Origin of the sequence: Azospirillum cavernae, assembly GCF_003590795.1 — a bacterium.
Classification (GTDB): Bacteria; Pseudomonadota; Alphaproteobacteria; order Azospirillales; family Azospirillaceae; genus Azospirillum; species Azospirillum cavernae.
In genome coordinates this window covers 857,838-883,188 of sequence record NZ_QYUL01000002.1, presented here as the reverse complement: position 1 = coordinate 883,188, position 25,351 = coordinate 857,838, and the positions used below count along the sequence as shown (strand labels likewise).

The window sequence follows — 25,351 nt, the reverse complement described above, 5'->3', positions numbered from 1 at the left end:
GTCCACATCCTGTGATTGGATTCGGCGCTGGATTTGAGTAGAGTGGTCGAATGCATTCTGGAGTGTTCAAAATGGGCATCGATTCCCGCCTCGACCGCATGGAGCATGACATCGCCGCGCTGAAAACCGACGTCTCCGGTCTGAAAAACGATGTCGGCGGGTTGAAGCAAAGCATGGCCGAGGTCAAAGGCGTGATGTCCCAAATCCAACAACTCATGGCCCGCATCGACGGGCGGATGGACGAGCAGCGGGCCACCATCAACGCCCTGATCCCCACCCGGATCGCTGCGGTTCCGCCTGCGGCGGAATGACGCCGCCCACGCCCCAGCCGTCCCACCCGACGGCGGTGGACCGCCGCGCCGTCGCGTCCTGGTGCCTGTATGATTGGGCGAACTCCGCCTACAACACCATCATCACCACCTTCGTCTTTTCCGTCTATTTCGCCCGTGGCGTGGTTGGCGATCCGGTCGCCGGAACCGCGCGGTGGAGCGCGGCGATGACCATCGCCGGGATCGCCATCGCCCTGCTCAGCCCGCTGTTGGGGGCCATCGCCGACCGGCATGGGCGGCGCAAGCCCTGGATGGCGCTGTTCACCGGGATCACCGTGGCGCTCAGCGCCGCGCTGTGGTGGGTGCGGCCCGATCCGGCGGACGCGCTGTTCGCCCTGGTCTGCGTCGTCGTCGCCACCGTGTCTTTTGAACTGGCGAACGTCTTCTACAACGCCAGCCTGCCCGCTCTGGTCCCGCCGCGCCTGTTGGGGCGGGTGTCGGGCTGGGGCTGGGGCGTCGGCTATTTCGGCGGGCTGGTCTGTCTGGTCGTCGCGCTGTTCGGCTTCGTGAAGGCCGAAGCGCCGCTGTTTGGATTGTTTGGGCTGAGTTGGGAGCAATGGGGGCCGCAGGCCAACATCCGCGCCACGGCGCTGCTGGTCGCCCTGTGGTACGGGCTGTTCGCCCTGCCCTATTTCCTGTGGGTTCCCGACGAGCCGCCGAATGGCCGCTCTCTGGCCCAGGCGACGCGGGAGGGGGTGGCGATGCTGGGCCGCACTCTGCGACACGCCGGACAACACCGGCAGGCGGTGCGCTTCCTGATCGCCAGCGCCTTTTACCGCGACGGCATCAACACCATCACCGCCTTTGGCGGGCTGTTCGCCGCCGGAACCTTCGGCATGAGCTTTGAGGAAATCGTCCTCTTCGCCATCGCTTTGAACGTCGTGGCCGGATTCGGGGCCATCGGATTCGCCTGGATGGACGACCGGGCGGGGGCCAAGCCGGTGATTCTCGCCGCGCTGGCGGGGATGCTTCTGTTTGGCCTGCCGCTGCTGCTGGTGTCGGACAAGCTGTGGTTTTGGCTGTTGGCGCTGGGGCTTGGGGCCTTTTTCGGCCCGGCCCAGGCGGCGGGGCGGTCGATGATGGCGCGGCTGTCGCCGCCCGGCATGACCGGCGAGATGTTCGGCCTCTATGGGTTGACCGGGCGCTTTGTCGGCTTCTTCGGCCCGCTGCTGTTCGGGCTGGCGACGGAGGCCTTCGCCAGCCAGCGCGCGGGCATGGGCACCGTTCTCGCTTTCTTTGTCATCGGTTTCGGGCTTATGCTGAGGGTGCGTGAACCGGCCCTGCCGCGTCAGAACGCCGCAAACTGAGAGATTTTCCGGTCCAACGCTGTTACCTTCGCGTTTGCTGCGACGCACAATGTCGAGCCGAGGGACCGGATCATGCTGCACATCAAAGACATCGAGGCGTTCGCCCGCATCAATGAGGCGTTGAACGCCGACGCGGACACCCCCGCGACCGAAGAATCCGCCGCCACCATCCACCCCGCGTTGCTGTTGGCGATGGTCGCGACCGGGCGGCTGCCCATGTCGGCCCTGCCGAAGCCCAAGGAACCGACCGCCGCGCCGACCCTGTTTCCCTGGCGGCGCCCCGGCTCGTAACGCCCAGCCTCACGCGCCCGGCAGACAGCCCAGCCCGACCAGGGTCCGCCGCACCGCCTCGTCCAGCCCGGTGTGGGGTTCTTCGCCGAGAAACGCGACCAGTCGGCGGTTGTCCAACCGCACCGGCTGTTCCCACAGATAGCGCATCTCCGCCAATTCGCGGAACAGCGGCACAAAGGGCGCGGCCAGCCGCAGCAGCGGCCAGGGAAAACGCCGAATCGGCAGCGCCGAGTCGCCGACCGCCCGCGCGATGGCCGCCGCCATGGCGGCGCCATCGGCGTCCCAAAAGCCTTGAAAATGGAAGGTGGCCGCGTCGTCCAATTGATCGGCCCGCTCCAACAAGCGGACCGCCGTCTCCGCCACGTCGGGCAGATAGGCCCATTGATGGCCGATGCCGGGACGGCCTGGATTGACCACGCGCCGGACCGGACGGCCCGGCGTGACCAGCCCTTGCGCAAACCAGGTGTTGCCGGAGCGTGGGCCGAAGAAATCGCCCGCGCGCAGGATCAACAGCTTGGCCCCCCGCTCCACCGCCTTGCGCAGGCGGCGTTCCATCTCCACCCGGATCGCGCCCTTGCGGGTGACGGGGTTTTGCGGCGCGTCCTCCCCCACCAGCGGAAAGGCGTCGGGGCCGTAATTGTAGACGGTGCCGGGCAGGACAATCCGCGCGCCCTGCGCCGTAGCGGCGGCGATGCTGGACTCCACCATCGGCAACACCAGTTGCCCCCAGTTGCGATAGCCCGGCGGATTGACCGCGTGAACGATCAGCGAGGCCCCGTCTGCGGCGGCGATCACATCGGCGGCGCGCATGGCGTCGCCATTGATCCATGTGAACCCGTCGTCCGACGCGCGCTGCCGGGCCGGGTCGCGGTGCAGGGCGCGCACCCGCCAGCCCGCCGCAACCAACCGCCGCGCCATTTCCCCGCCAATCCCGCCGCTCGCCCCCAAAACCAGCGCCGTCTTTTGATCCGTGGTCATCCTGCCGCTCCGTCTGTCGTGCTGTGATCGGCCCTCAGGATGACAGGATGGGGGATGAAGGAAATTGTCGAACGGAGTGGAGTCGCTATACTGAAATCGATGAACCCGGAACCGCCCAGTTGGGATCTCTACCGCAGCTTTCTGGCGGTGTTGCGCGACGGCTCGCTGTCGGCGGCGGCGCGGTCGCTTGGCTTGACGCAACCGACTCTGGCCCGGCACGTCGCCGCCTTGGAAGAGGCGGTTGGCGGCGCGCTGTTCGTCCGCTCCCCGCGCGGGTTGGAGCCGACCGACGCGGCGCTGGCGTTGAAACCGCAGGCCGAGTCGCTGGAGGCCACGGCGGCGGCGCTGTGGCGAACCGCCTCGGGTCTGGGCGACGCCGTGCGCGGCCCGGTGCGGGTGACGGCCAGCGAGATCGTCGGCGCCCGCGTCCTGCCGCCCATCCTCGCCCACTTGCGCGCCCGTCATCCGGAGCTGGTGATCGAGCTGGTCCTGTCCAACAGCCTGGACAATCTGCTGCAACGCGACGCCGACGTCGCCGTCCGCATGGTGGAGCCGGACCAACAGGCGCTGGTCGTCCGCAAGATCGGCTCCATCGCCTTGGGGCTGCACGCCCATCGGGAGTATCTGGAGCGCCAGGGCGCGCCGGAGGAACTGGCCGATCTGGCCCGCCACAGCGTGATCGGTTTTGACCGGCCAAGCCCGGCGATCCGCGCCATGGCCCAACGGGTTCCGGGTTTTCTGGAAACGCCCTTCGCCCTGCGCACCGACAGCGATCTGGCCCAGCTCGCCGCCATCGAGGCCGGATTCGGCGTCGGCATCTGCCAAATCCCCTTGGCCCGCCGCAACTCAGGCCTAGTCCGGCTGCTGCCCGACTCGCTGGAGCTGTCGATGGGCGTCTGGGTCGCCATGCACGAGGATTTGCGCTCAACCCCCCGCTGCCGCGCCGTGTTCGACGGGCTGGTCCAGGGGTTGAGCGCCTATGTGGCGGAGGTTCCGCCCGCTGGCGCTTGAGTCGGTTGCAACCTGATGGTTCGGCGGCGCCTCGCCCCCTCCCCGACCCTCCCCCGCTCACGCGGGAGAGGGAGACAGGAACCTTGTCGACCTGAAGCGGAGTTCCCTCTCCCGCGAAGCGGGGGAGGGTTAGGGAGGGGGCAAGGAGTTCCCCGCTTAAGCCCCCCACCCCATGCGCTGTTCCACCCCGTCGGCGGCCTCCTTCAAAATGGCGGCGCTGTGGCGGAGCGCGGCTTCTTCATCAGGGGCAAAATCGGGCAGGATGGTGTCGATCACCCCGCGCGCGCCGATGACGCGGGGCAGCGACAGCACCACGTCGGGGACGCCGACCACCAGCTCGTTCAGCAAGGCGCAGGTCGTCACCAGCTTTTCATCCCCGGCGATGGCGGCAACCAGACGGGCCAACCCGCCGCCAATGCCGAACGCGGTGTGACCCTTGCCCGCGATGATGTGGTAGGCGGCGCGGCGCACCCCCTCGTCAATCGCCGTGCGGTCCTCGGCGGTCAGGGGGCGGCCAAGCTGGGCGGCGGCGCGGTAGACTGGAACCCCAGCGACGGTCGCGCCCGACCACAGCAGAACCTCCGAATCGCCATGCTCGCCAACGACGTGGGCGTGAACCGATTTCGGCGTCACCCCCAGACGCGCGCCCAGCAAAGCGCGGAAGCGCGCGGTGTCCAGGACCGTGCCGGAACCGATGACCCGGTGTGGCGGCAGGCCGCTGATGCGGGTGGCGATCTGGGTCATCACGTCCACCGGGTTGGTGGCGACCAGCAACACCGCGTCGGGGGCGGCGGCCAGCACGGCGGGAATCACCTCGGCGAAGACCCGCGCGTTGCGTTCCAAAAGATCGAGTCGAGTCTCTCCCGGCTTTTGCCCGACCCCCGCCGACAGCACGACCACCCCGGCCCCCTCCAGCGCGGCGTAAGGACCGGCGTGGACGGCGACCGCGTGGGTGAAGGGAATCGCGTGCGCGATGTCCTGCGCCTGGGATTTGGCCAACGCGGCGTTGGCGTCCACCAGGACGATCTCGCTCGCCGCGCCGGTCGTCACCATGGCGAAGGCGGCGGTGCTGCCGACGAAGCCCGCCCCAACGATGCCAACCTTCATGTCCGCTTCCTCCCATGCCTGTTTTTCTGACGCGCGCCCGTCCAGCCTGCGCCCCCAGCCTGCGACCGACGGCGGCGGCGCGCAAGCGCACACACCGTGCCACGGATCTTTCACCACCGAACTTTCCGCAGGGCGCGACGAAACGTCCCCTTGTCCAATGGTCATACCAACCCGTAATGTTGCGGCGCAGCAAAATGGATGAAATCGCCAGCCTGCGCTGTTCGTCACAAAAACCGTCGCCGACGCGGGGTATTCTGCGTTGACGCGGCTACCCTCGCACCGGATCCGGTCATGACCGTTCGCAACCTCGACAAGCTGTTCAAGCCCGCCTCCATCGCGTTGATCGGGGCCAGCCGCAAGCCGGGCACGGTGGGGGCGGTGGTCGCCCGCAACCTGTTCCAGGCCGGGTTCGACGGGCCGGTGATGCCGGTCAACGCCACCGAACGCTCGGTCGAAGGCGTTCTGACCTACAAAACGGTGGACAGCCTGCCGATCACCCCCGATCTGGCGGTGATCTGCACGCCCCCCGCCAGCGTGGCGGCGACCATCGACGCGCTGGGCAAGCGCGGCACCAAGGCCGCCATCGTCATGACCAGCGGCATGACCGCTGAACAAACCCAGGCGATGCTCGACGCCGCCAAGCCTTATTTGATGCGGGTTCTGGGGCCGAACAGCCTGGGGGCGATGGTTCCCGGACGCGGCATGAACGCCAGCTTCGGCCCGGTGGCCCCGAAAAAGGGCGACGTGGCCCTGGTGGCGCAATCGTCGATGGTCGTGACCTCGATCGCCGATTGGGCGACCTCGCGCGGGATCGGCTTTTCGCATCTGGTGTCGCTGGGCGACCGGGGCGACGTCGATTTCGGCGATCTGCTGGATTATCTGGCGTCGGACGTCACCGTCCGCGCCATCCTGCTTTACATCGAGAGCATCAGCCACGCCCGCAAATTCATGTCGGCGGCGCGCTCCGCCGCCCGGCAAAAGCCGATCATCGTCATCAAGGCCGGACGGTCGGACGAGGCGCAAGAGGCCGCCGCCTCCCACACCGGGGCGCTGGCGGTGTCAGACGCCGTCTATGACGCCGTGTTCCGCCGCGCGGGCATCCTGCGGGTGAATGATCTGGCCGAGCTGTTCGACGCCGCCGGGACGCTGGGCACCGGCGTGCCGATCACCGGCGACCGGCTGGCCATCCTGACCAACGGCGGCGGCATGGGGGTGATGGCGACCGACAAGCTGATCCACGCCGGCGGTCGACTCGCCGGCCTGTCATCGGACGCCCAAGAGGCGATCACGGCGGCGCTGGGCGCCGTTCCCGGCGGCGGCCCACGCGGCAACCCGCTGTTGGTCGGGGCCGACGCCTCGCCCAAACGCTACGCCGACGCGCTGAACGCGCTGATGCAGGACACCAGCAACGACGCGGTGCTGGTTCTGCACTGCCCATCCGCCCTGACCGACAGCGCCGCCATCGCGCAAGCCGTGACGGACACCGTCGTCGCCAACAAGTCGCGCCGCCACCCGGTGCTGACCAGTTGGATCGGCGACGGGTCGGCGGCGGACGCCCGCAAGCTGTTCTCGGCGAACCGCATCCCGACCTATGATGGCCCGTCCAACGCGGTGCGCGCCTTCCTGCATCTGGTGCGCTACCGGCGCAGCCAGGATTTGCTGATGCAGACGCCGCCCTCGGTCGCCGACGAGTTCCAGCCCGACGGCATCGCCGTCAACCGGGTGATCTCGCGCGCCATCGCCGAAAAGCGCGATTGGCTCAGCGAGTATGAGGCCAAGCGCGTGCTGGCCGCCTACGGCATTCCGGTGGTGGACACCCGCGTCGCCGAAACGCCGGAGGAGGCCGCCACCGCCGCCAAGATCATCGGCGGCCCCATCGCCCTGAAAATCCTGTCGCACGACATCACCCACAAATCCGACGTCGGCGGCGTCGCTCTGGGCCTGACCAGCCCGGAGGAGGTGCGCGCCGCCGCCGAAGCGATGCTGGAGCGGGTGCGCGAGCACGCCCCCGACGCCCGGATTGAGGGCTTCACCGTTCAGGAAATGGCAGTGCGCCCCGACGCCTATGAGCTGATCGTCGGCATGACCGAGAATGAGCTGTTCGGCCCGGTCCTGCTGTTCGGCGAGGGCGGCATCGGCGTGGAGGTGGTGGACGATTATGCGCTGGCCCTGCCGCCGCTGAACATGCGGCTGGCCAGCGATCTGATGAGCCGCACCCGCATCTGGAAGCAGTTGCAGGGCTACCGCTCGCGCGCCGCCGTCGATCTCGACGCGGTGGCGCTGACGCTGAACAAGGTGTCGCAACTGATCGTCGATTTCCCGGAAATCGCCGAGTTGGACATCAACCCGCTGCTGGCCGATTCCGAGGGCGTGTTGGCGCTCGACGCCCGCATCAAGGTCGGGGTTCCCGCTTTGTCGGGGGCCAAGCGGCTGGCGATCCGCCCCTACCCCAAGGCGCTGGAAGACCGCATCACCATCAAGGATGGCCGCCAATTCGTCGTCCGCCCGATCCTGCCGGAAGACGAACCGCTGGTGCATCAACTGGTGGAAAACCAGACGGCGGAGGATCTGCGCCTGCGCTTCTTCGCTCCGCTGAAACGGCTGTCGCATCAGGCGGCGGCGCGGCTGACCCAGATTGATTACGACCGCGAAATGGGGTTGATCGCCATCGGCCCCGATCCCGACACCGGCAACACCATCATGTTCGGCGTCGTTCGCATCAACGCCGACCCCGACAATCTGCGCGCCGAATACGCCGTGATGGTGCGGTCGGACATGAAGGGCCAAGGGTTGGGCTACATCCTGATGAACAAGATCCTGGATTACGCCCGCTCGCGCGGCATCAAAGAGGTCTATGGCGAGGTTCTGCGCGAGAACACCAACATGCTGGGCATGTGCCGCGCCCTGGGCTTCGTCCGCAAAGAGAACATGGACGAGCCGGGCGTGGTCGAGGTGCGGATCGAGTTGGGCGGCGGTTTGGCGGCGGAATAAGCGATGGATGAAGGCGGGTCGGTGTTGCGCCGCAGCATTCCGGGGGCGTAACGTTGGATGCGGCGGTGACGCCGACCCCTTTCCTTCATCGTTTCGAGGACGCAACCGATGGCCGCCGACGATCTCATCACCCAAGGCGCCTTTGCCCTGTATCAGGCGGAAAACCAGCACCGCATCACGGAATTCGCCAAATCGCCGAACGCCGACGCCGCCATCGCCGCCGACTTCAACGATTACAAGCAGCGTTACCTGCGCAAGTTCCAGGACCTGAACGCCAGCCTGACCCGTCTGGGGCTGACCATCACCCGCGCCGCGTAACCCTCGACCGCCACCAGGACGGCGTTGGCGAGGCCGCCCGCCGACGTTCGGCGTTCTCCAGCACGGCGCGGCGACCGGCGCCGTCCAACCGGCTCCAATCGCGGATCTCGTCCAGGCTGCGGAAACAGCCCAGACAGACGTCGGCGTTGTCCAGCGTGCAGTGACGCACGCAGGGCGAGGGAACGGGCTGATCGTCGTCGGGGATCGCGTCGTCGGGAAGTGGGGCCATGGTCTTGATTCGGTTGTTCCGACTCTGCACTATGAGGCCAGCCGCCGCCGCGCCGCAAGCCGGACGCACGCGCCGCCAACCGTCGGAAACGGTTGGGAAAGCCGGGATCGCGCGCGTATACTGCGGCCATCATGGCCCGCATGCTGTTCCTTCGCGACATCGATTCCGACGTGCAACTGCGTTGCTGCGCCTGTGGGCACAGCGGCCTGTTGCCGCGTTCCATGCTGGTGCGCCGCTTCGGCGAGAGCTATCCGGTTCTGTCCATCGCGCCGCATTACCGCTGCTCGCGCTGCGATTCCCGCGACACGGAAAGCCGCCCGGCGCTGGTTTTGCCAACGGTGCTGGAGCATGAGGACGCGCCCGATCCGTCGTTCGACGCCTCTCTGGCGGCGCTGAACGGCCTGTTGGCCTCGATACGCGGGTCCGATGAGGCGGAGGACGCGCCGAGACGGGCGAACGGCCCGCCGCCCGACTCGATGCCCGACTGGAACCTGGACAGCAGCGCCCCGCTGGACGCCCTGCCGCCGGAGGACGATCCGCCCGACCCGTTGGACGATCATCCGCCAGCGCGCGGCGGCCTTGCCGACACCGACGACGACGAGGCCGACGGTCTGCCCGATTGGGCCGATTGGCGCCGGACTCTGGCCGACCGCATCGAGGATCCCCCGCGCAAGCCCGACCGTTCCCCGCCTGCCCGCCCGCTTGAAGAGTTGGTCGCCGACGGCCCGGCGGACGACGCCGATCCGTTGTGGGAACCCGTGTCGCTGGCCGAGATGGCCGACCGCCACGGCGCGCCGCCGCCCGTGGTTGAGGATGAGGACGAGGTGGCGGAGGACTGGACCCCCGCCCCCCGCAAGCCCGCGCCCCGCGCCGCCGCCATCGACGATGTCCCCGCCGACGAAACGCTGGACGCCATGCGCCGTTTCTTCGCCCAAGCCGATCTTGAGGAGGAGGAGGACGCCCCAGCTCCAGCGGCCAAGCCCCGCCCCATGCCCGCGTGGATGGACGACCGCGACGCCACGCCAGACGCCGAACCGACCGAAGACGGGGCGCGCGCCACGGAGGATTCGGAGTCGGCCTTCTCGCACAAGGCCCTGGTCCGCCGCGATTTCGACGAGGATATCGACGACGACGACACTTTGTCCGAGGAGGATTTCGCGGACGGCGATTCAGACGACGAGATCGCGGCCAAAGCGGACGGGCGCGGTTGGGCCGACATCCTGGACGATGAGGAGCCGACGGACGAGGAGATCCTCGCCTTCGCCATCCGCGACCCGGAAAAGCTCGCCCCCGCCCCGCCGCCACCGCCGCCACCTCCCCCGCCGCCGGTTCGGGCCAAGGCCGAACGCCCGGCCAAGCGCGCCGCCGCCAGCGCGGCCAACGGCGAGGAGGATGGCGGACTCGACAAGACCATCGCGGCCCTGCGCTCGATGATCGAAGACGCGGCGACCGAGCCGAAGGCCGCGCCGCGCCGCAAAGCCAAAGCGGCCCCGCCGCCGGTGGTGGACGAGGGTGATTCGGACGACGGGTCCGCCCCGCCCTTCGCCATCGCGGATGACGACGCGCCTCCGCCGCCGCGCAAACCCGTTGGCAAGCCGTCGGCCAGCAAGGGCGGCAACGCCAAGCAATCGGCCCAGGAGCGCGAGATTGAAGAGGCGATGAAGGCCCTGCGCGATCTGGTCGAGGATGAGGACGAGGACGACGTCCCGCCCGAAAGCGCCGCCCCGCCGCGCGAATCCGCGAAGGCCCCCCGGCGGCCTGCATGGGATGAGGACGACGACGCTCCGCCAGCGCGCGCGCCATCCCGGCGCGCCATGGACGACGAGCCGCCCAGCGCCAAACCTCCGCCGCCGCCTCAGCCGACCAAGGACGGCAGCCCGCTCAGCAAGACCATCGCGACCTTGCGCGGGATGCTGGAATTGGACGGGCGGAAAAAGCGCTGACGGCGTCGCCGGTCAGCCATTCTCCGCCAAAACCGACCCGGCCAGATAGAGCGAGCCGCAAATCAGCACGCGGGCCGGGTCGTCGCGCCCGGCGACCAACGCGGCCAGCGCCGTCGCCACGCTCTCCGTTGCCGCCGTGTCGGCGATGCCGCAAGTCCGACCGGCCTCCGCCGATTCCTCGGCGGTCAGCGAGGCTTCCTCGCCGGGAATCACCACAGTGCGCATGGCGTGGGCGAAGGGGGCCAGCGGGGCCAGGAACTCGTAGGGATCCTTGCTGGCCAACATGCCGTAGATCAGCAGCAGCGGGCGGGCGCCGTCAGGACCGGCGCCATCCGCTTCCGACCAATCCACCGCCTGCCGGGCCAACACCTCGCCCGCCGAATCATTGTGGCCGCCGTCCAGCCACAGTTCCCACCCCGACGGCAGGGACTCGGCCAACGGACCGCGCGTCAGCCGTTGCAGCCGGGCGGGCCATTCGACCGAGGCCAGCCCCCGACGAATCGCCGCCTCGTCCACCGCCAGCGGCAGATGATCCAGACAGGCCAGCGCCAGACCGGCGTTGCCGATCTGGTGCGCGCCGGGCAGGCCGGGCATCGGCAGGTCGAGCGTCCGCGCCGCGCTGTCAAAGCGGAAGCCGCCCGGCTGCGGCGTGGCGGTCCAGGCGTGGATCGGCGCGTGGATGGCGTTGGCGCGCAGGCTCAGCGCCTTGCGCGCGTCCGCCGCCGGTTGCTCAGCCATCACCACCGGAACGCCGGGCTTGAAGATTCCGGCCTTCTCGCTGGCGATTTCCATCAGCGAGTCGCCCAGAAACTGGCGGTGATCGTAAGAAATGCGGGTGATCGCCGTCACGGCGGGCTGGTCGATGACGTTGGTGGCGTCCAGCCGCCCCCCCAAGCCGGTTTCCAGCAGCACGACGTCCGCCGGAACGCGGGAAAAGGCGAGGAAGGCGGCGACCGTCGTCACCTCGAAAAAGGTGATCGGGCCGCCCGCGTTCGCCGTCTCGCACTCTTGCAGCAGGGCGGCGAGGTGGTCGTCGTCGATCAAGGTTCCCGCCAACCGAATGCGCTCGTGAAAGCGCACCAGATGGGGCGAGGTGTAGACATGGACCCGATAACCGGCGGCTTCCAGGATGGCGCGCAGGAAGGCGACGGTCGATCCCTTGCCGTTGGTTCCGGCGACATGGACCACCGGCGGCAAACGCCGCTCGGGATGGTCCAACGCCGCCAGCAGCCGGTGCACCCGGTCCAACGACAGGTCGATGACCTTCGGATGAAGCCCCTTCAAACGATCCAGAACCGGATCGGAACGGTGTGTGTCGGTCATCGCCGCCTGTCCCTTGCGCCCGCTGTCCCTTGCGCCCTCTTGCCCGTCGCGTCCGCTGTTTTGGACGCTGTCAGTCGTCGCCCGCCCCCGGCTGGGACGCCGACGCCGTCGTCACAACCACGGCGTTGCTGACCGGAGCCTCTTCAAAATCGGCGTCCACCACCTCGATCTCGCTGCGGACGGGTTGCGTCAACAGGTCGATCACCCGAACCAGAGTGTCGCGCAGGTCGCGGCGGTGGACGACCATGTCGACCATGCCGTGTTCCAGCAGATATTCCGACCGCTGAAAGCCCTCGGGCAGGGTCTCGCGAATCGTGCCTTCGATGACGCGTGCGCCGGCGAAACCGATCTGCGCGCCCTTTTCGGCGATGTGGATGTCGCCCAGCATGGCGAAAGACGCGGTGACGCCGCCGGTCGTCGGGTCGGTCAGCACGACGATGTAGGGCAGCCCGGCTTCCTTGACCATCTCCACCGCGATGGTGGTGCGCGGCATCTGCATCAACGACAGAATGCCTTCCTGCATCCGCGCCCCGCCCGAGGCCGGGACGACGATCAGCGGGGCCTTCTTCGCCACCGCCAGCTTGGCGGCGGTCAGCAGCCCTTCGCCAACGGCGATGCCCATCGAGCCGCCCATGAAGCCAAAATCAAACACGGCGACCACGGCGGACAACCCGCCGATCAGCCCGTTGCCGACGACGATGGCGTCGGTGCGCCCGGTCTTGACCTGCGCCTCTTTCAGGCGGTCGGTGTAGCGCTTTTGATCGCGGAATTTCAGCGGATCGGCGACCGACTTGGGCAGTTCCACCCCGTCATAAGCGCCGTCATCGAAAATCGATTGCAGCCGCTTGATCGGGTCGAGCCGCATGTGGAAGCCGCAATGCTGGCAGACATGCAGATTCTCTTCCAGCTCGCGATGGAACAGCATCGCCTCGCAGCTCGGGCATTTGTGCCAGAGGTTGTCGGGAACCTCCTTGCGGGCGTAGAGGGCGCGGATCTTGGGGCGGACGTAATTGGTAAGCCAGTTCATGGAACGCCTTTCAACGGCACGGCGACGCGCTGGATGTTGGCAGCCGACTGGACCACATCAAGCGATTCGGTCTGATGGTTGCCGTGAGCGGTTTTTGCTGCCGGTGTGGTAATGCGGATTTGCGCGCTTGTAAACCGTTCCGCCAAAGGGCGGCCCGCGCGCTCCGCGCAAAAAAGCGCCCGCCGTCCCCCCTGCGTCGGAGGACGGCGGGCGGCCTTGATCTTACCCCCGCGCCCCGCGCACGCCTGCGGCCAGTTCGCGGACGAAGCCCAGCACATCCTCGACCACGCCGGGACGCAAAGCCCCGCTCTCGTCCAGCCCGTCGGCCAGACGGGTGACGATGGCGGAGCCGACGACGGCGGCGTCGGCGACGCGCGCGATCTCGGCGGCTTGGGCGGGCGTCTTGATGCCGAAGCCGACGGCGATGGGCAGATCGGTGTGACGCTTCAACCGGGCCACCGCCGCGTCCACGGCGGTGTTGGCGGCGCTGGCCGTGCCGGTGATTCCGGCGATGGACACGTAATAGATGAAGCCCGAGTTGTTTTGCAAAACGGCGGGCAGGCGCTTCTCATCGGTGGTCGGCGTCGTCAGGCGGATGAAGTTCACCCCGGCCTTGACCGCCGGGACGCACAGCTCGCCATCCTCTTCGGGCGGCAGATCGACGATGATGAGGCCGTCCACCCCGTCGGCCTTGGCGTCCACCAGGAAGCGGTCCACGCCATAGGCGTAGATCGGGTTGTAATAGCCCATCAGGATGATCGGGGTGTCCGCGTCCTTTTTGCGGAAATTCCGCACCAGCTCCAGCGTCTTGCGCACGCTCATCCCGGCGGCCAGCGCCCGCAGGGACGACGCCTGAATCGCCGGGCCGTCGGCCATCGGGTCGGTGAAGGGCACGCCCAGCTCGATCAGATCGGCGCCGGCGGCGGGCAGCCCGTCGAGCAACGCCTGGCAAGAGGCCGGATCGGGGTCGCCCGCCGTGATGAAGGTGATGAGACCGGCGCGGCCCTCGGCCTTCAGCGCCTGGAAGCGGCGGTCGATTCGCGATTCAGGCGGGCGGCTTTCGGCAACGGCGTTCACAGGCTGACTCCCAGATGCTGGGCGACGGAGAAGATGTCCTTGTCGCCACGGCCCGACAGGCACAGGACCATCAGATGGTCTTTCGGCAGGGTCGGGGCGCGCTTGATGATTTCGGCGATGGCGTGGGCGGATTCCAGCGCCGGAATGATGCCTTCGGTCTTGGCGCAGAGCTGGAACGCCTCCAACGCCTCGGCGTCGGTGGCCGAGGAATATTCCACGCGGCCAACATCGTGCAGCCACGCGTGTTCCGGGCCGACGCCGGGGTAATCCAGACCGGCGGAAATCGAATGGCCTTCCAGGATCTGGCCGTCCTCGTCCTGCAACAGATAGGTGCGGTTGCCGTGCAGCACGCCCGGACGCCCGCCGTTGATCGAGGCGGCGTGGTCCAGCGGGCCTTTCTCGATGCCGCGCCCGGCGGCCTCGACCGCGATCATTTTGACCGAGGAATCGTCAAGGAAGGGGTGGAACAGCCCGATGGCGTTCGATCCCCCGCCGACGCAGGCGATCAGCGAATCGGGCAGGCGGCCTTCCTGCTCCTGCATCTGGGTCTTCACCTCGTCGCCGATGACCGATTGGAAATCGCGGACGATGCTGGGGTAGGGGTGGGGACCGGCGGCGGTGCCGATGATGTAGAAGGTGTCGGCGACGTTCGTCACCCAATCGCGCAGCGCCTCGTTCATCGCGTCCTTCAGCGTCTTCGCGCCGGAGGTGACGGCGCGAACCTCCGCCCCCAACAGCTTCATGCGGAAGACGTTCGGCGCCTGACGGGCGATGTCGGTTTCGCCCATGTAGATGACGCAGGGCATGTTGTAGAGCGCGCAGACGGTCGCCGTCGCCACGCCGTGCTGACCGGCCCCGGTTTCGGCGATGATGCGGGTCTTGCCCATGCGCCGGGCCAACAGGATTTGCCCGATGCAGTTGTTGATCTTGTGCGCGCCGGTGTGGTTCAGCTCCTCGCGCTTGAAATAGATCTTGGCGCCGCCGAGCATCTCCGTCAGGCGTTCCGCGTAATAGAGCGGGTTGGGGCGCCCGACATACTGTTTGAGCTGTTGGCGCATCTCGCCTTCAAAGGCGGGGTCGGCGCGGGCCTCGCGGTAGGCCTTTTCCACGTCGAGGATCAACGGCATCAGCGTTTCGGCGACGTAGCGCCCGCCATAAATGCCGAAATGCCCCTGTTCATCGGGACCGGAGCGGTAGGTGTTGGGTCTGGTCATCGTCTGGGGAACTGCCTGAAGCGAGGTTGACGCGCCGTCAAAGGCGTCACCATAGCGGTGACGCGCGCCGATTTGAAGCGTCCGGCCAATCATCGGGGAAATCAATCCCGCAAATCAGACCGTTGCGCGGCGCCGCATCAGGAGATGGAGCGGCGCACGGTCTCGACAAGCGGCGTTGCCGCCCATGGGCCGGGCGCTTACAGTGTTTCCCCACGCCCACGGTTGTTTTCGGAGAGCGCCGCCCATGCCTGTCCCCCTCTCCCCCACGGAACCGGAACCGACCGCGCCGCGCCGCATCCTGGTGGTGGAGGACAGCCCGCTGAACCAAATGATCGTCAACGCGGTTCTGACCTCCGTCGGCTATCGAGTGGAGATGGCCAACAACGGGCTTGAGGCGGTGATGGCGGCGCAGGCCGGCGGCTTCGATCTGATCCTGATGGATCTGTCGATGCCGGAGATGGACGGCTTGACCGCCACCCGGCTGCTGCGCGATTTGCCCGGACCCGCCGGACAGGTGCCGGTGATCGCCATGACCGCCGACACCGACGAGGCCGACCGGCTGCGCTGCCGGGAGGCCGGGATGAACGACCATGTCGCCAAGCCGGTTGAGCGCGCCCAACTGTTGAGCGTCGTCGCCTGCTGGCTGCGACCGGCGGACCAGCGCGGCCCGTCGGCCCCCTGCGCGCCCGCCCTGGACCGAACCGCCGACGCGGTTCTGGATCTCGACGTGCTGCGCCAGTTGGCCGAGGATCTGGACGAGGATGTTCTGGCCGAAGTGCTGCAACAGTTTCTGGCCGAAACGCAGGACCGCATCGTCCGCATCATCCAGGAACCCGACCTCAACGCCCTGACGCGCGAGGCGCACACGCTGAAAAGCACGGCGGGAACCTTTGGCGCGCACGCGCTGTGCGTCGCCGCCCGCGCCCTGGAAATGTCCTGCCACGCCAAGGCCGAAGCCGAGGTGCGGGCGCTGCGCTTCGACATCCCCCGCTTGGCCGAGGAGGCCATCGCCGCCTACCGCGCCGCCGGCTACCTGCCCTGAGCGGTCGCCAGCGCCACCATCGACACGGTTTTCCCCCTCCCTAACCCTCCCCCGCCTTTGGCGGGAGAGGGAACTCCGCCGCGCGTCGACAAGGTTCCAGGCTCCCTCTCCCGCATAAGCGGGGGAGGGTCGGGGAGGGGGCAAGCGCAGCGGAAACGGCGACGGACAGCCCCGGCGAAGCCCTTACAGCTTGCCTTCGGCCTGCCAGGCCAGACGCTTGCGGTAGATGGTGGACGCGCTGATTTGCAGCAGCGCGGCGGCTCGCGGGATGTTGCCGTCGCACGCGGTGATCGCGTCCTCGATGGCGTCCTTTTCGACCTCCCACAGCGGCTTGATCGCGTCGGGCGTCAAGGGCTGCGGCGCGCGCGGAACCGGGGCGGCGGCCGCCTCGAACGCGGTCGGCGGCATCGGCGTCAGCGGAATCAGCCCCGGCGCGCCCAGCGGCGCGGGCAGCATCTGCGGCAGAACCGTGTCGCCATCGTGCAAAACGGAGACGATGCGCACGACGTTCTGCAACTGCCGGACATTGCCCGGCCAATGGTAATGGCGCAGCGCCTGTTCGGTTTCCGGCGAGAAATGGGTGAAGCCCTTTTTCTCTTCCGCCGTGAATTCGGCCAGATAATGGCGGGCGATCTCCAGCACGTCGTCCTCCCGCTCGCGCAGGGGCGGCAGGTGGATCGGGATGACGTGCAGGCGGTAATAGAGATCCTCGCGGAAGCGGCCTTCCTCGACCTCGTGCAGGGGGTCGCGGTTGGTGGCGCAGACGATGCGCAGATCGACCTTTTCCAAGCGCGACCCGCCAACCGGGGTGTAGGTGCCGGTCTGGATGAAGCGCAGCAGCTTGGTTTGCAGGTCCGGCGCCAGTTCGCAGATTTCGTCCAGGAACAGGGTGCCGCCGTCGGCCCGCGCCGCCGCGCCTTCGCGGTCGGCCACCGCCCCGGTGAAGGAGCCTTTCACATGGCCGAAGATCTCGCTTTCCATGAGATCTTTGGGGATCGCGCCGCAATTGATGGCGATGAAGGGGCGGCCCGACCGCTGGCTCTGCCGGTGGATGGCTTCGGCGCAGACCTCTTTGCCGGTGCCCGATTCGCCGGTGATGAAGACGGTGGCGCGCGAGGAGGCGGCGCTGTCGACGATCCGATAGACCGCCTGCATCGCCAGCGACGAGCCGATGAAGCCGTGATAACGCGCCCGCCCGAGATCCTGTTCAAAAGTGTCGACGATCTGGGCCAGCCGCAGCCGCTCCACCGCGTTGCGCACGGTGACGACCAGCCGATCCGCCGAGAAGGGTTTGACCAGGAAGTCATAGGCGCCGTACCGCATCGCCTCGACCGCCGCGTTCACCGACCCATGGGCGGTGATGACGATGACGGCGCAGGGCAGGGCCTGGGCGTTGATCCGCTTCAGCACCTCCATCCCGTTCATGTCGGGAAGCTGAAGGTCGAGCAGAACCACCTTCGGCGCGCCATCGGCCAGTTGGTCGATGGCGGCGGCGCCCGTTTCCACCGCGACGACGGTGTAGGCTTCCTTCTTCAGGAATTCCGCGTAGACACGCGCCAGCGACGGCGTGTCTTCGATGAGCAGGACGGGAATGGAGCCAATGGGCATGCGGAATCGGCACGCGGTGGTGGAGGGGGAAATGGTTCGCGTTCTATGTCTAGCAGATCTTTTGCGAAAACCCACCCTGCACAATCGCCAACGCTGATGAAACAGACGCAATCGTGATCGGCAAGATTGCTGCGCCGGGTTGACCTATGGGAAATGGCGCGGAAGGGAGTCAACGCCGCAGGGCGCTTGTCGTGGTCGGCGCGATGGAATATCTGCAACGGGTCGGGGCAGCCCGCGAACCAACAGGGAAGATGGGGTAGGGCCATGGTCGATCACGCCAGTCTGTCCGGCAAGCGCGTCCTGCTGGTGATCGCGGGCGGCATCGCCGCCTACAAGTCGCTCGACCTGATCCGCCGCCTGCGCGAGCGCGGCGTCCGCGTCCGCGCGGTGTTGACGGAGGCGGGCGCCCGCTTCGTCACCCCGCTGTCGGTCCAGGCGTTGACCGAGGACACCGTTTACCGCGATCTGTGGTCGCTGACCGACGAGTCGGAGATGGGCCACATCCGCCTGTCGCGCGAGGCCGACCTGATCGTCGTCGCCCCCGCCACCGCCAATCTGCTGGCCCGCATGGCGGCGGGCATGGCCGACGATCTGGCCGCAACCGTCCTGCTCGCCACCGACAAGCCGGTGTTGGTCGCCCCGGCGATGAACGTCCGCATGTGGGAACACCCGGCGACGCAGGACAACATGACCCGGCTGGAGCGTCGCGGCGTCCGGCGCGTCGGTCCCAACGACGGGGTGATGGCCTGCAACGAGTTCGGGCCGGGCCGCATGGCCGAACCGATGGAAATCATCGACGCCATCGCCGCCCATTTCGCCGAAGCCGCGCACAAGCCCCAAGCGGACAAGCCCCAAGCCCACACGCCATTGTCGGGCAAGCGCGCCCTGGTGACGAGCGGCCCGACGCATGAACCCATCGACCCGGTGCGCTACATCGCCAACCGCTCGTCCGGCAAACAGGGCCACGCCATCGCCGAGGCGCTGGCCCGGCTGGGGGCCGCCGTCACCCTGGTCAGTGGCCCGACCCGGCTGCCCGACCCGCCGGGCTGCGCCGTGGTCGCCATCGAAACAGCGCGCGAGATGCTGGCCGCCTGCGAGGCCGCCCTGCCGGTGGACATCGCCGTCTGCGCGGCGGCGGTCGCCGATTGGCGGGTCGCCGGGACGTCCGACCGCAAACTGAAAAAGGACGGCGGCGGCCCGCCCAGCCTGTCCCTGACCGAAAATCCCGACATCCTCGCCACCCTGTCGCAAGCCGGGCCGCGCCGCCCGGCGCTGGTGATCGGCTTCGCGGCGGAAACCGGCGACGTCGTCGCTTACGCCACGGCCAAGCGCGCCCGCAAGGGCTGCGACTGGATCGTCGCCAACGACGTCTCGCTCGGCACCACCACCTTTGGCGGGGCCGACAACACGGTCCACGTCATTCGCGCCGACGGGGCGGAGGCGTGGCCGACCATGGGCAAGGACGCCGTCGGCGCCCGTCTGGCCGAAGCCATCGCCGCCCATTTTCAAACACCCACGCCCTGATCCGCCGCGCCCTGACTGGAGACCTTTCGCCAATGACCGCCGACACTCCTGTGATCGCCTTCCTGCGCCTTCCCGGCAACGACGATCTGCCCGTCCCCGCCTACGCCACCGCCGGGGCGGCGGGGTTCGATCTGCGGGCCGCCGTGCCGCCGGGGGAAAGCCTGCGGCTGGATCCCGGTCAGCGGCTTTTGGTGCAGACCGGCTTCGCCGTCGCCGTTCCGCCGGGGTGGGAGATGCAGATCCGCCCGCGCTCCGGGCTGGCGGTGAAGAACGGCGTCACCGTGCTGAACAGCCCCGGCACGGTGGACAGCGACTATCGCGGCCCGGTCGGCGTCTGTCTGGTCAATCTGGGACACGAAGCCTTCGCCATCGCCCATGGCGACCGCGTCGCCCAGGGCGTGATCGCCCGCGCGCCCCAGGCGCGGCTGGTCGAGGTGGCCACACTTGACGCAACCGAACGCGGCGTCGGCGGGTTCGGCTCCACGGGAATCGCCTGAACCAGGACGGCGTGAACCGGGGCGGCGGGCGGCGCGTCAGCCGCCCAATTCATCCACCCAACTTTCACCCACCCAATGGCGGCGCGTAGAGCAGGCCACCGGCGTTCCACAGGGCGTTGGCCCCGCGCTCGATCCGCAGCCCCGAGCGGCGGCCCAAATTCTGCTCGAAAATCTCGCCGTAATTGCCGATTTTTCCAATCACCCGCAGCGCCCAATCATTGTCCAGCCCAAGATCCTGACCGAATCCCGGGCTGCTTCCCAACAGACGGCGGGTTTCGGCGTCGCCAATGCTTTTTTGGGCGGCGGCGTTGGCGCTGGTGACGCCCTTTTCCTCGGCCACCAGCAGCGCCAGAACCGTCCAGCGCACGACGCCCTCCCATCCCGGATCATCGCTCCGCACCATGGGGGCCAGCGGTTCCCGCGCGATGACGTCGGGCAAAATCAGGTAATCCCCGGCGTTCGGCGCGTTTTGCGCCCGCTGGCCGTGCAGGGCGAGGCGATGGCCGCTGTAAAGGTCGCAATGATGGTTGAAGAAGGCGCCCAGCGCCCCTTCGGTGGAGCGCGCCCGCTTGACGACCAGCCGGGCGCCGTTGCGGCTGATCCAGCTTTCCAGGCTGCTCGCCGCCATGGTCCCATCGACCACGCACACGCTCGCCGCCCCGGCTTGGGCCAGCGTCGCGATTTTCAGCGAGCGGTGAACCATCAGGGCCTGACCATCGAACAGATAGACGACGGGAAAGGCGACTCCCTGGCCGCGCTCGCGTTCCTGGGTCCAGGTGGTCGCGTCCATCACCACATCGACGGCAAGGTCGCGCAAGACTGCGAAGCGATTCTCCGCGCCAACCTCGACAAAGGCCACGGCCTCGGCCTTGCCCAGCGTGGCGACGGCCACGGCGCGGCACATGTCGGGGAAAAAGCCCCGCCACACCCCAGACTCGTCCATCGTCGACAAGCCCAAGCCGCTGGACGCCACGCCACAGCGCAAGACGCCCGCCTGACGCACCCGGTCCAGCGTTCCGGCGGAGCCGCTTGTCACCACGCACAGGGACAGCAGCAGGATCACCAGGATTCGGATCATCATCAGCCCGCCCGCCCCGAAAAAATACCCCGATCACATGGCGCCGAAACACCCAGTCAAATCTATGTTCGGCACTGTGAAACACTGATTAACGCCAAGCGGCCAAACGGAAAAGGGCGCCTCCCGCGAGGGAGGCGCCCTTTCCAAAACCCGTGAGCGCGGGGGCCGAAGCCCCCAGGCCCAGACCCGTCAGCGGATCACTCCGCCTTCTTGGTCAGGTCTTCGCCGGTGACTTGATCGACCTGCTTCATCGACAGCTTGACCTTGCCGCGATCGTCGAAGCCGATGACCTTGACCTTCACCGCGTCGCCCTGCGACACGACGTCCGACACCTTGGCGACGCGCTGCGGCGACAGTTCCGAGATGTGGACGAGGCCGTCGCGCGAACCCAGGAAGTTCACGAAGGCGCCGAAATCGACGACCTTCACGACCTTGCCGATGTAGACGACGTTCATTTCCGGCTCAGCGACGATGCCCTTGATCCATTCGATGGCCGCTTCGGCCTTCTTCTGGTCAACCGCCGACACCTTGACGGTGCCGTCATCGTCGATGTCGATCTTGGCGCCGGTCTGCTCGACGATCTCGCGGATCACCTTGCCGCCGGAACCGATCACGTCGCGGATCTTTTCCTTGGGGATGTTGATGACGGTGATGCGCGGGGCGTTCTCGTTGACGCCGTCGCGGGCGCCGGTCAGCGCCTTGGACATTTCGTCGAGAATGTGCAGGCGGCCGTCCTTGGCCTGCCCCAGAGCGATCTTCATGATCTCCTCGGTGATCGAGGTGATCTTGATGTCCATCTGCAACGCGGTGATGCCGACCTCGGTGCCCGCCACCTTGAAGTCCATGTCGCCCAGGTGATCTTCGTCACCCAGAATGTCCGACAGAACCGCGAAGGCGTGGTCTTCCTTGATGAGGCCCATGGCGATGCCCGCCACCGGACGCAGCAGCGGCGCGCCCGCGTCCATCAGCGACAGCGAGGTGCCGCAAACGGTGGCCATCGAGGAGGAGCCGTTCGACTCGGTGACTTCCGACACCACACGCAGGGTGTAGGGGAAATCTTCCTTCTTCGGCAGCAGGGGATGGATGGCGCGCCACGCCAGCTTGCCGTGACCGATTTCACGACGACCCGGCGATCCCATGCGGCCCGCTTCACCCACCGAATACGGAGGGAAGTTGTAGTGCAGCATGAAATGTTCGCGGTATTCGCCTTCCAGCGCGTCGATGATCTGCTCGTCCTGGCTGGTGCCGAGCGTGGTCACGACCAGCGCCTGGGTTTCGCCACGGGTGAACAGGGCCGAGCCATGGGCGCGCGGCAGAACGCCGACTTCCGAGACGATCGGGCGGACGGTCTTGGTGTCGCGGCCATCGATGCGGCGGCCGGTCTTCAGAACCGCGCCGCGCAGGATGTCGGCCTCAAGCTCCTTGAACTCGACGCCGATCTGCTGGGCTTCATACTCGCCCGCCAGCGTCTCCAGGGCCTTCGCCTTGGCGGCGCCGACCTTTTCATAGCGCGACTGCTTGACCGTTTCCGTGTAGGCGGCCTCGACGGCGGCGCCGACGGTGTCGCGCAGACGGGCTTTCAGCGCCTTGCGGTCATAGGCCGACGCGGGCAGATCCCACGGCTCCTTCGCCGCCAACTCGGCGAGGTCGATGATCGCCTCGATGATCGGCTGGAAATGGCTGTGGCCGAACATGACGGCGCCGAGCATGACCTCTTCGGTCAGCTCCTTGGCTTCCGACTCGACCATCAGCACGCCTTCGGTGGTGCCGGCGACGACGAGGTTCAGGTCGGTGTCGGCGATCTCGTCGGCGGTCGGGTTCAGAATGTACTGGCCATTCTTGTAACCAACGCGCGCCGCGCCAATCGGGCCGAGGAACGGAATGCCCGAAATCGTCAGCGCGGCGGACGCGCCGACCATCGCGACGATGTCGGGATCATTTTCCAGATCATGGCTGAGAACGGTGCAAACCACCTGGGTTTCGTTGCGGAAACCCTCGGCGAACAGCGGACGAATCGGCCGGTCGATCAGACGGCTGACCAGCGTTTCCTTTTCCGTCGGACGGCCTTCGCGCTTGAAGAACCCACCGGGGATCTTGCCAGCGGCAAACGCCTTTTCCTGATAATTGACCGTCAGCGGGAAGAAATCGATGCCCGGCTTCGGCGCCTTGGCGGCGACGGCGGTGCACAGGACGGTGGTGTCGCCATACGTCACCAGCACGGCGCCATTGGCCTGACGAGCGATCTTGCCCGTCTCCATGACCAGCTTGCGGCCGCCCCATTCGATTTCTTTACGATGCACAGTAAACATTGAGTCTTTCCTTCCATCCGACACCCGAGACGGCCGGATTGCCGCCCAGAGCCAGGGCCGCCAGTCGTAAGGCCCCGCAGAGAAATTATCGTCGAAACATCAGAGAATTGGCGTGAAAAAGGCCGGTTCCCGAGGCATCGGGCCGGCCTGTTCCTCACAAAGCTCTAAACACCAATGACACAAAAAAATGCACGCTTCCCAAAACGCGCGACGCCCCAACCGGCGCACCGCGCCCGCCGGAACCCGAAGGCGCGGCGAGGCGATGGCTGGTCAGGGCGTCGTATCCGGTCACAGGCTGGACGGCGCGTCGATCAGCGACGCAGGCCCAGACGCTCGATGAGCGTGGCGTAACGGGATTGGTCCTTCTTCTTGAGATAATCAAGAAGACGACGACGCTGACCAACCATCACCAGAAGACCACGGCGGGAGTGGAAGTCCTTCTTGTGGCCCTTCAAATGTTCGGTCAGGTTGCTGATCCGCTCGGTCAGGATCGAAACCTGGACCTCGGGCGAGCCGGTGTCGGCTTCACCGCGCGAATATTCCTTGATCAGCTCTTGCTTGCGCTCGGGCGTAATCGACATCGGGGTCTCCTAAATTTTCAGAGGTTGAGCACGCGCACCGGACGGACCTCCGCCCCCTCGACCCGCGCCAACGCCACCGGCTTTCCGCCGAAAAGCGCAATGACGACGCCATCCCCACCAACAGCCCCGCGAAGCGCCTCAAGGCGTTCGCGGTCTTGTCGGGTGAGGAGAGCCACCGTCTGGCCGTGTCTCAGTCGGTGCGCTTCCGCTTCGGTCAGGGCCAGCGCCGGGATGTCGTCCAGCGCGGTCTCGATCGGCAACAGAAGTCGTTCGACGGCGGCACCTTGCTCCAAGCCCGCCAATTCGTCCAGGGAAATCGCGTTGTCCAGGGTGAAGGGGCCGACGCGCAAACGGCGCAACAGCGCCACATGGCCGACCGTGCCCAAGGCTTCGGCCAGATCGCGGGCCAGCGAGCGCACATAGGTGCCCTTGCCGCAATCGACCTCGAACAGCGCGTGGTCGTCGTCGATGATCTCGACCAGAACGAAGCGGTCGATGCGCACCCGGCGCGACGCCAAATCCACCACGTCGCCCTCGCGCGCGATGTCATAGGCGCGCTCGCCGTCGATCTTGATGGCGCAATATTGCGGCGGCACCTGGTCGATCTCGCCCAAAAAGGCGGGCAGGGCGGCGTTGATCGCCGCGACGGTCGGGCGCAGGGTCGAACGGTCGATCACCTCGCCTTCGCGGTCGTCGGTGCTGGTGCGTTCGCCCCAGCGCACGGAAAAGCGGTAGGTCTTGGCCCCGTCCATCGCGTAGGAGACGGTTTTGGTCGCCTCGCCCAGCGCGATGGGCAGAATGCCGGTGGCCAGCGGGTCGAGCGTGCCGCCGTGACCGGCCTTTTCCGCGTTCAACAGGCGCCGCACCTTGGACAACGCCTGAGTCGAGCTGATGCCTTCGGGCTTGTCGAGCACGATCCAGCCATGGATCGGCTCGCCCTTGCGCTTACGAGCCACGACGCTCGCCCTTGCCGCTCTTGTCCTCGTCGTCCAGCGCGGCGGCGTCTTCGTCGCCCTCGCGGTCGAGGTCGTCCTCCTCCGCGTCGGGGGACTCGTCGTCCTCCTCCTCGTCATCCCACGACTCGTCGTCATCCTCGTCGTCGTGGTCATCGTCGCCGTTGACGCGGCTCAGATCACGGGCGACCGCCGGGCTGTGCAGGATGGTGTCGATGTGGTGGGCGTAGTCGAACGAGGTGTCGCCCTCAAAGGACAGGGTCGGGGCGTGGCGCAGATTGACCATGCGGGCGACTTGCCCGCGCAGGAAGGCCGCCGCCCGGCGCAGGGCCACCGACGCCTCTTCCATCTGACCGCCGCCCAGCGTGGCGAAAAACACCGTGGCGTTGCTCAGATCCGGGCTGATTCGCACTTCGGTGATGGTGATGTTGAAGGAGGACAGTTCCGGATCGTAGAAATCCCCACGGCGGAACAGATCGGCCAACGCGTGGCGCAGTTCTTCGCCGACGCGCAATTGCCGCTGGGACGGGGGTTTTCCGGCGTTGACCGCGCTGCGCTTCTTGCTCGCCATGGGGTGTTCGTCTTTCGTCGCTGTCGTGTCGTGTCGGACGGCT

23 protein-coding genes are annotated in these 25,351 nt (G+C 67.4%); 10 read left to right on the top strand and 13 right to left on the bottom strand.

The genetic code is table 11. The annotated features are described in order from the left end of the window. Positions 1-71: 71 nt before the first annotated feature. The 3 genes from D3877_RS15420 (at position 72) to D3877_RS15410 (ending at position 1,927) form a co-directional block, all read left to right on the top strand. Positions 72-311 carry a hypothetical protein gene (locus D3877_RS15420; protein WP_147395197.1) on the top strand — a complete coding sequence of 80 codons (240 nt, stop codon included), beginning with the start codon at positions 72-74 and terminating at the stop codon, positions 309-311. Beyond that, entirely contained in the window at positions 308-1,636 is a 1,329-nt protein-coding gene (locus D3877_RS15415) for an MFS transporter (protein ID WP_119831628.1), read from the top strand. Before D3877_RS15420 ends, D3877_RS15415 begins: the two co-directional genes overlap by 4 nt. Positions 1,637-1,708: 72 nt before the next feature. Continuing rightward, positions 1,709-1,927 carry a hypothetical protein gene (locus D3877_RS15410; protein ID WP_119831627.1) on the top strand — a complete coding sequence of 73 codons (219 nt, stop codon included), beginning with the start codon at positions 1,709-1,711 and terminating at the stop codon, positions 1,925-1,927. A gap of 9 nt (positions 1,928-1,936) precedes the next feature. Here the strand turns inward: D3877_RS15410 and D3877_RS15405 are convergent, their stop codons facing one another. Further along, a complete protein-coding gene (locus tag D3877_RS15405; RefSeq protein ID WP_119831626.1) occupies positions 1,937-2,905 on the bottom strand; it encodes an NAD-dependent epimerase/dehydratase family protein in 969 nt (322 codons plus the stop codon). Between the two features lie 54 nt (positions 2,906-2,959). On the opposite strand from D3877_RS15405, the gene D3877_RS15400 reads away from it, so the two are divergent. Next, the gene (locus tag D3877_RS15400; RefSeq protein WP_238474905.1) at positions 2,960-3,916 is read left to right on the top strand and encodes a LysR family transcriptional regulator; all 957 of its coding nucleotides are present in this window, start codon (positions 2,960-2,962) and stop codon (positions 3,914-3,916) included. Between the two features lie 156 nt (positions 3,917-4,072). Here the strand turns inward: D3877_RS15400 and D3877_RS15395 are convergent, their stop codons facing one another. Further along, positions 4,073-5,023 carry an L-lactate dehydrogenase gene (locus tag D3877_RS15395; RefSeq protein WP_119831624.1) on the bottom strand — a complete coding sequence of 317 codons (951 nt, stop codon included), beginning with the start codon at positions 5,021-5,023 and terminating at the stop codon, positions 4,073-4,075. A 291-nt stretch (positions 5,024-5,314) separates the two neighbouring features. Here D3877_RS15395 and D3877_RS15390 point away from each other — a divergent pair, with 291 nt between their 5' ends. Both D3877_RS15390 and D3877_RS15385 read left to right on the top strand, forming a co-directional pair. Next, positions 5,315-8,014, top strand: a complete 2,700-nt coding sequence (locus tag D3877_RS15390) for a bifunctional acetate--CoA ligase family protein/GNAT family N-acetyltransferase (protein WP_119831623.1) — start codon at positions 5,315-5,317, stop codon at positions 8,012-8,014. 108 nt (positions 8,015-8,122) lie between these two features. Beyond that, complete coding sequence (locus tag D3877_RS15385) at positions 8,123-8,332, top strand: hypothetical protein (RefSeq protein ID WP_119831622.1); 210 nt, start codon at positions 8,123-8,125, stop codon at positions 8,330-8,332. On the opposite strand, the gene D3877_RS15380 is transcribed toward D3877_RS15385, so the two are convergent. After that, positions 8,316-8,561 (bottom strand): DUF1289 domain-containing protein, encoded by a 246-nt coding sequence (locus tag D3877_RS15380; protein WP_119831621.1) that lies wholly within the window; start codon positions 8,559-8,561, stop codon positions 8,316-8,318. The two genes, D3877_RS15385 and D3877_RS15380, sit on opposite strands and share 17 nt — an antisense overlap. Positions 8,562-8,692: 131 nt before the next feature. On the opposite strand from D3877_RS15380, the gene D3877_RS15375 reads away from it, so the two are divergent. Further along, on the top strand, positions 8,693-10,504 hold the full coding sequence (locus tag D3877_RS15375) for a hypothetical protein (RefSeq protein ID WP_119831620.1): 1,812 nt from the start codon (positions 8,693-8,695) through the stop codon (positions 10,502-10,504). Between the two features lie 12 nt (positions 10,505-10,516). Here the strand turns inward: D3877_RS15375 and D3877_RS15370 are convergent, their stop codons facing one another. From D3877_RS15370 to trpB, 4 genes are all read right to left on the bottom strand, one after another. Beyond that, entirely contained in the window at positions 10,517-11,827 is a 1,311-nt protein-coding gene (locus D3877_RS15370) for a bifunctional folylpolyglutamate synthase/dihydrofolate synthase (RefSeq protein WP_119831619.1), read from the bottom strand. A 70-nt stretch (positions 11,828-11,897) separates the two neighbouring features. Further along, the gene (gene accD / locus D3877_RS15365) at positions 11,898-12,854 is read right to left on the bottom strand and encodes an acetyl-CoA carboxylase, carboxyltransferase subunit beta (protein WP_238474904.1); all 957 of its coding nucleotides are present in this window, start codon (positions 12,852-12,854) and stop codon (positions 11,898-11,900) included. Between the two features lie 222 nt (positions 12,855-13,076). After that, positions 13,077-13,931 carry a tryptophan synthase subunit alpha gene (gene trpA, locus D3877_RS15360; RefSeq protein WP_119831618.1) on the bottom strand — a complete coding sequence of 285 codons (855 nt, stop codon included), beginning with the start codon at positions 13,929-13,931 and terminating at the stop codon, positions 13,077-13,079. Then, on the bottom strand, positions 13,928-15,145 hold the full coding sequence (gene trpB, locus D3877_RS15355; RefSeq protein ID WP_119832476.1) for a tryptophan synthase subunit beta: 1,218 nt from the start codon (positions 15,143-15,145) through the stop codon (positions 13,928-13,930). The genes trpA and trpB overlap by 4 nt, the downstream gene beginning before the upstream one ends. A gap of 244 nt (positions 15,146-15,389) precedes the next feature. Between trpB and D3877_RS15350 the strand changes: the two genes are divergently transcribed. Further along, on the top strand, positions 15,390-16,187 hold the full coding sequence (locus D3877_RS15350; RefSeq protein WP_119831617.1) for a response regulator: 798 nt from the start codon (positions 15,390-15,392) through the stop codon (positions 16,185-16,187). A 183-nt stretch (positions 16,188-16,370) separates the two neighbouring features. Here the strand turns inward: D3877_RS15350 and D3877_RS15345 are convergent, their stop codons facing one another. Continuing rightward, positions 16,371-17,795, bottom strand: coding sequence for a sigma-54-dependent transcriptional regulator (locus D3877_RS15345; protein WP_119831616.1), 1,425 nt, complete (start codon positions 17,793-17,795; stop codon positions 16,371-16,373). A gap of 264 nt (positions 17,796-18,059) precedes the next feature. On the opposite strand from D3877_RS15345, the gene coaBC reads away from it, so the two are divergent. Then, a complete protein-coding gene (coaBC, locus tag D3877_RS15340; protein ID WP_119831615.1) occupies positions 18,060-19,319 on the top strand; it encodes a bifunctional phosphopantothenoylcysteine decarboxylase/phosphopantothenate--cysteine ligase CoaBC in 1,260 nt (419 codons plus the stop codon). 32 nt (positions 19,320-19,351) lie between these two features. After that, complete coding sequence (gene dut / locus D3877_RS15335; protein WP_119831614.1) at positions 19,352-19,816, top strand: dUTP diphosphatase; 465 nt, start codon at positions 19,352-19,354, stop codon at positions 19,814-19,816. A 64-nt stretch (positions 19,817-19,880) separates the two neighbouring features. On the opposite strand, the gene D3877_RS15330 is transcribed toward dut, so the two are convergent. The 5 genes from D3877_RS15330 to rbfA all read right to left on the bottom strand — a co-directional run bounded on the left by D3877_RS15330 (position 19,881) and on the right by rbfA (position 25,308). After that, positions 19,881-20,897, bottom strand: a complete 1,017-nt coding sequence (locus D3877_RS15330; RefSeq protein WP_119831613.1) for an amino acid ABC transporter substrate-binding protein — start codon at positions 20,895-20,897, stop codon at positions 19,881-19,883. A 194-nt stretch (positions 20,898-21,091) separates the two neighbouring features. Next, positions 21,092-23,203, bottom strand: a complete 2,112-nt coding sequence (gene pnp / locus D3877_RS15325; RefSeq protein WP_119831612.1) for a polyribonucleotide nucleotidyltransferase — start codon at positions 23,201-23,203, stop codon at positions 21,092-21,094. Positions 23,204-23,514: 311 nt separating this feature from the next. Further along, on the bottom strand, positions 23,515-23,784 hold the full coding sequence (rpsO, locus tag D3877_RS15320) for a 30S ribosomal protein S15 (RefSeq protein WP_119831611.1): 270 nt from the start codon (positions 23,782-23,784) through the stop codon (positions 23,515-23,517). A 17-nt stretch (positions 23,785-23,801) separates the two neighbouring features. Further along, positions 23,802-24,740: a tRNA pseudouridine(55) synthase TruB gene (truB, locus tag D3877_RS15315; RefSeq protein WP_119831610.1), complete on the bottom strand. Its 939-nt coding sequence runs from the start codon at positions 24,738-24,740 to the stop codon at positions 23,802-23,804. Continuing rightward, positions 24,730-25,308, bottom strand: a complete 579-nt coding sequence (gene rbfA / locus D3877_RS15310) for a 30S ribosome-binding factor RbfA (RefSeq protein WP_119831609.1) — start codon at positions 25,306-25,308, stop codon at positions 24,730-24,732. Before rbfA ends, truB begins: the two co-directional genes overlap by 11 nt. Positions 25,309-25,351 lie beyond the last annotated feature (43 nt).

Bases quoted from the DNA above. Each gene is read 5' to 3' on its own strand.
- D3877_RS15420 (WP_147395197.1), top strand. From the start codon at position 72: ATGGGCATCGATTCCCGCCTCGACCGCATGGAGCATGACATCGCCGCG.
- D3877_RS15415 (WP_119831628.1), top strand. From the start codon at position 308: ATGACGCCGCCCACGCCCCAGCCGTCCCACCCGACGGCGGTGGACCGC.
- D3877_RS15410 (WP_119831627.1), top strand. From the start codon at position 1,709: ATGCTGCACATCAAAGACATCGAGGCGTTCGCCCGCATCAATGAGGCG.
- D3877_RS15405 (WP_119831626.1), bottom strand. From the start codon at position 2,905: ATGACCACGGATCAAAAGACGGCGCTGGTTTTGGGGGCGAGCGGCGGG.
- D3877_RS15400 (WP_238474905.1), top strand. From the start codon at position 2,960: ATGAAGGAAATTGTCGAACGGAGTGGAGTCGCTATACTGAAATCGATG.
- D3877_RS15395 (WP_119831624.1), bottom strand. From the start codon at position 5,023: ATGAAGGTTGGCATCGTTGGGGCGGGCTTCGTCGGCAGCACCGCCGCC.
- D3877_RS15390 (WP_119831623.1), top strand. From the start codon at position 5,315: ATGACCGTTCGCAACCTCGACAAGCTGTTCAAGCCCGCCTCCATCGCG.
- D3877_RS15385 (WP_119831622.1), top strand. From the start codon at position 8,123: ATGGCCGCCGACGATCTCATCACCCAAGGCGCCTTTGCCCTGTATCAG.
- D3877_RS15380 (WP_119831621.1), bottom strand. From the start codon at position 8,561: ATGGCCCCACTTCCCGACGACGCGATCCCCGACGACGATCAGCCCGTT.
- D3877_RS15375 (WP_119831620.1), top strand. From the start codon at position 8,693: ATGGCCCGCATGCTGTTCCTTCGCGACATCGATTCCGACGTGCAACTG.
- D3877_RS15370 (WP_119831619.1), bottom strand. From the start codon at position 11,827: ATGACCGACACACACCGTTCCGATCCGGTTCTGGATCGTTTGAAGGGG.
- accD (WP_238474904.1), bottom strand. From the start codon at position 12,854: ATGAACTGGCTTACCAATTACGTCCGCCCCAAGATCCGCGCCCTCTAC.
- trpB (WP_119832476.1), bottom strand. From the start codon at position 15,145: ATGACCAGACCCAACACCTACCGCTCCGGTCCCGATGAACAGGGGCAT.
- D3877_RS15350 (WP_119831617.1), top strand. From the start codon at position 15,390: ATGCCTGTCCCCCTCTCCCCCACGGAACCGGAACCGACCGCGCCGCGC.
- D3877_RS15345 (WP_119831616.1), bottom strand. From the start codon at position 17,795: ATGCCCATTGGCTCCATTCCCGTCCTGCTCATCGAAGACACGCCGTCG.
- coaBC (WP_119831615.1), top strand. From the start codon at position 18,060: ATGGTCGATCACGCCAGTCTGTCCGGCAAGCGCGTCCTGCTGGTGATC.
- dut (WP_119831614.1), top strand. From the start codon at position 19,352: ATGACCGCCGACACTCCTGTGATCGCCTTCCTGCGCCTTCCCGGCAAC.
- D3877_RS15330 (WP_119831613.1), bottom strand. From the start codon at position 20,897: ATGATGATCCGAATCCTGGTGATCCTGCTGCTGTCCCTGTGCGTGGTG.
- pnp (WP_119831612.1), bottom strand. From the start codon at position 23,203: ATGTTTACTGTGCATCGTAAAGAAATCGAATGGGGCGGCCGCAAGCTG.
- rpsO (WP_119831611.1), bottom strand. From the start codon at position 23,784: ATGTCGATTACGCCCGAGCGCAAGCAAGAGCTGATCAAGGAATATTCG.
- rbfA (WP_119831609.1), bottom strand. From the start codon at position 25,308: ATGGCGAGCAAGAAGCGCAGCGCGGTCAACGCCGGAAAACCCCCGTCC.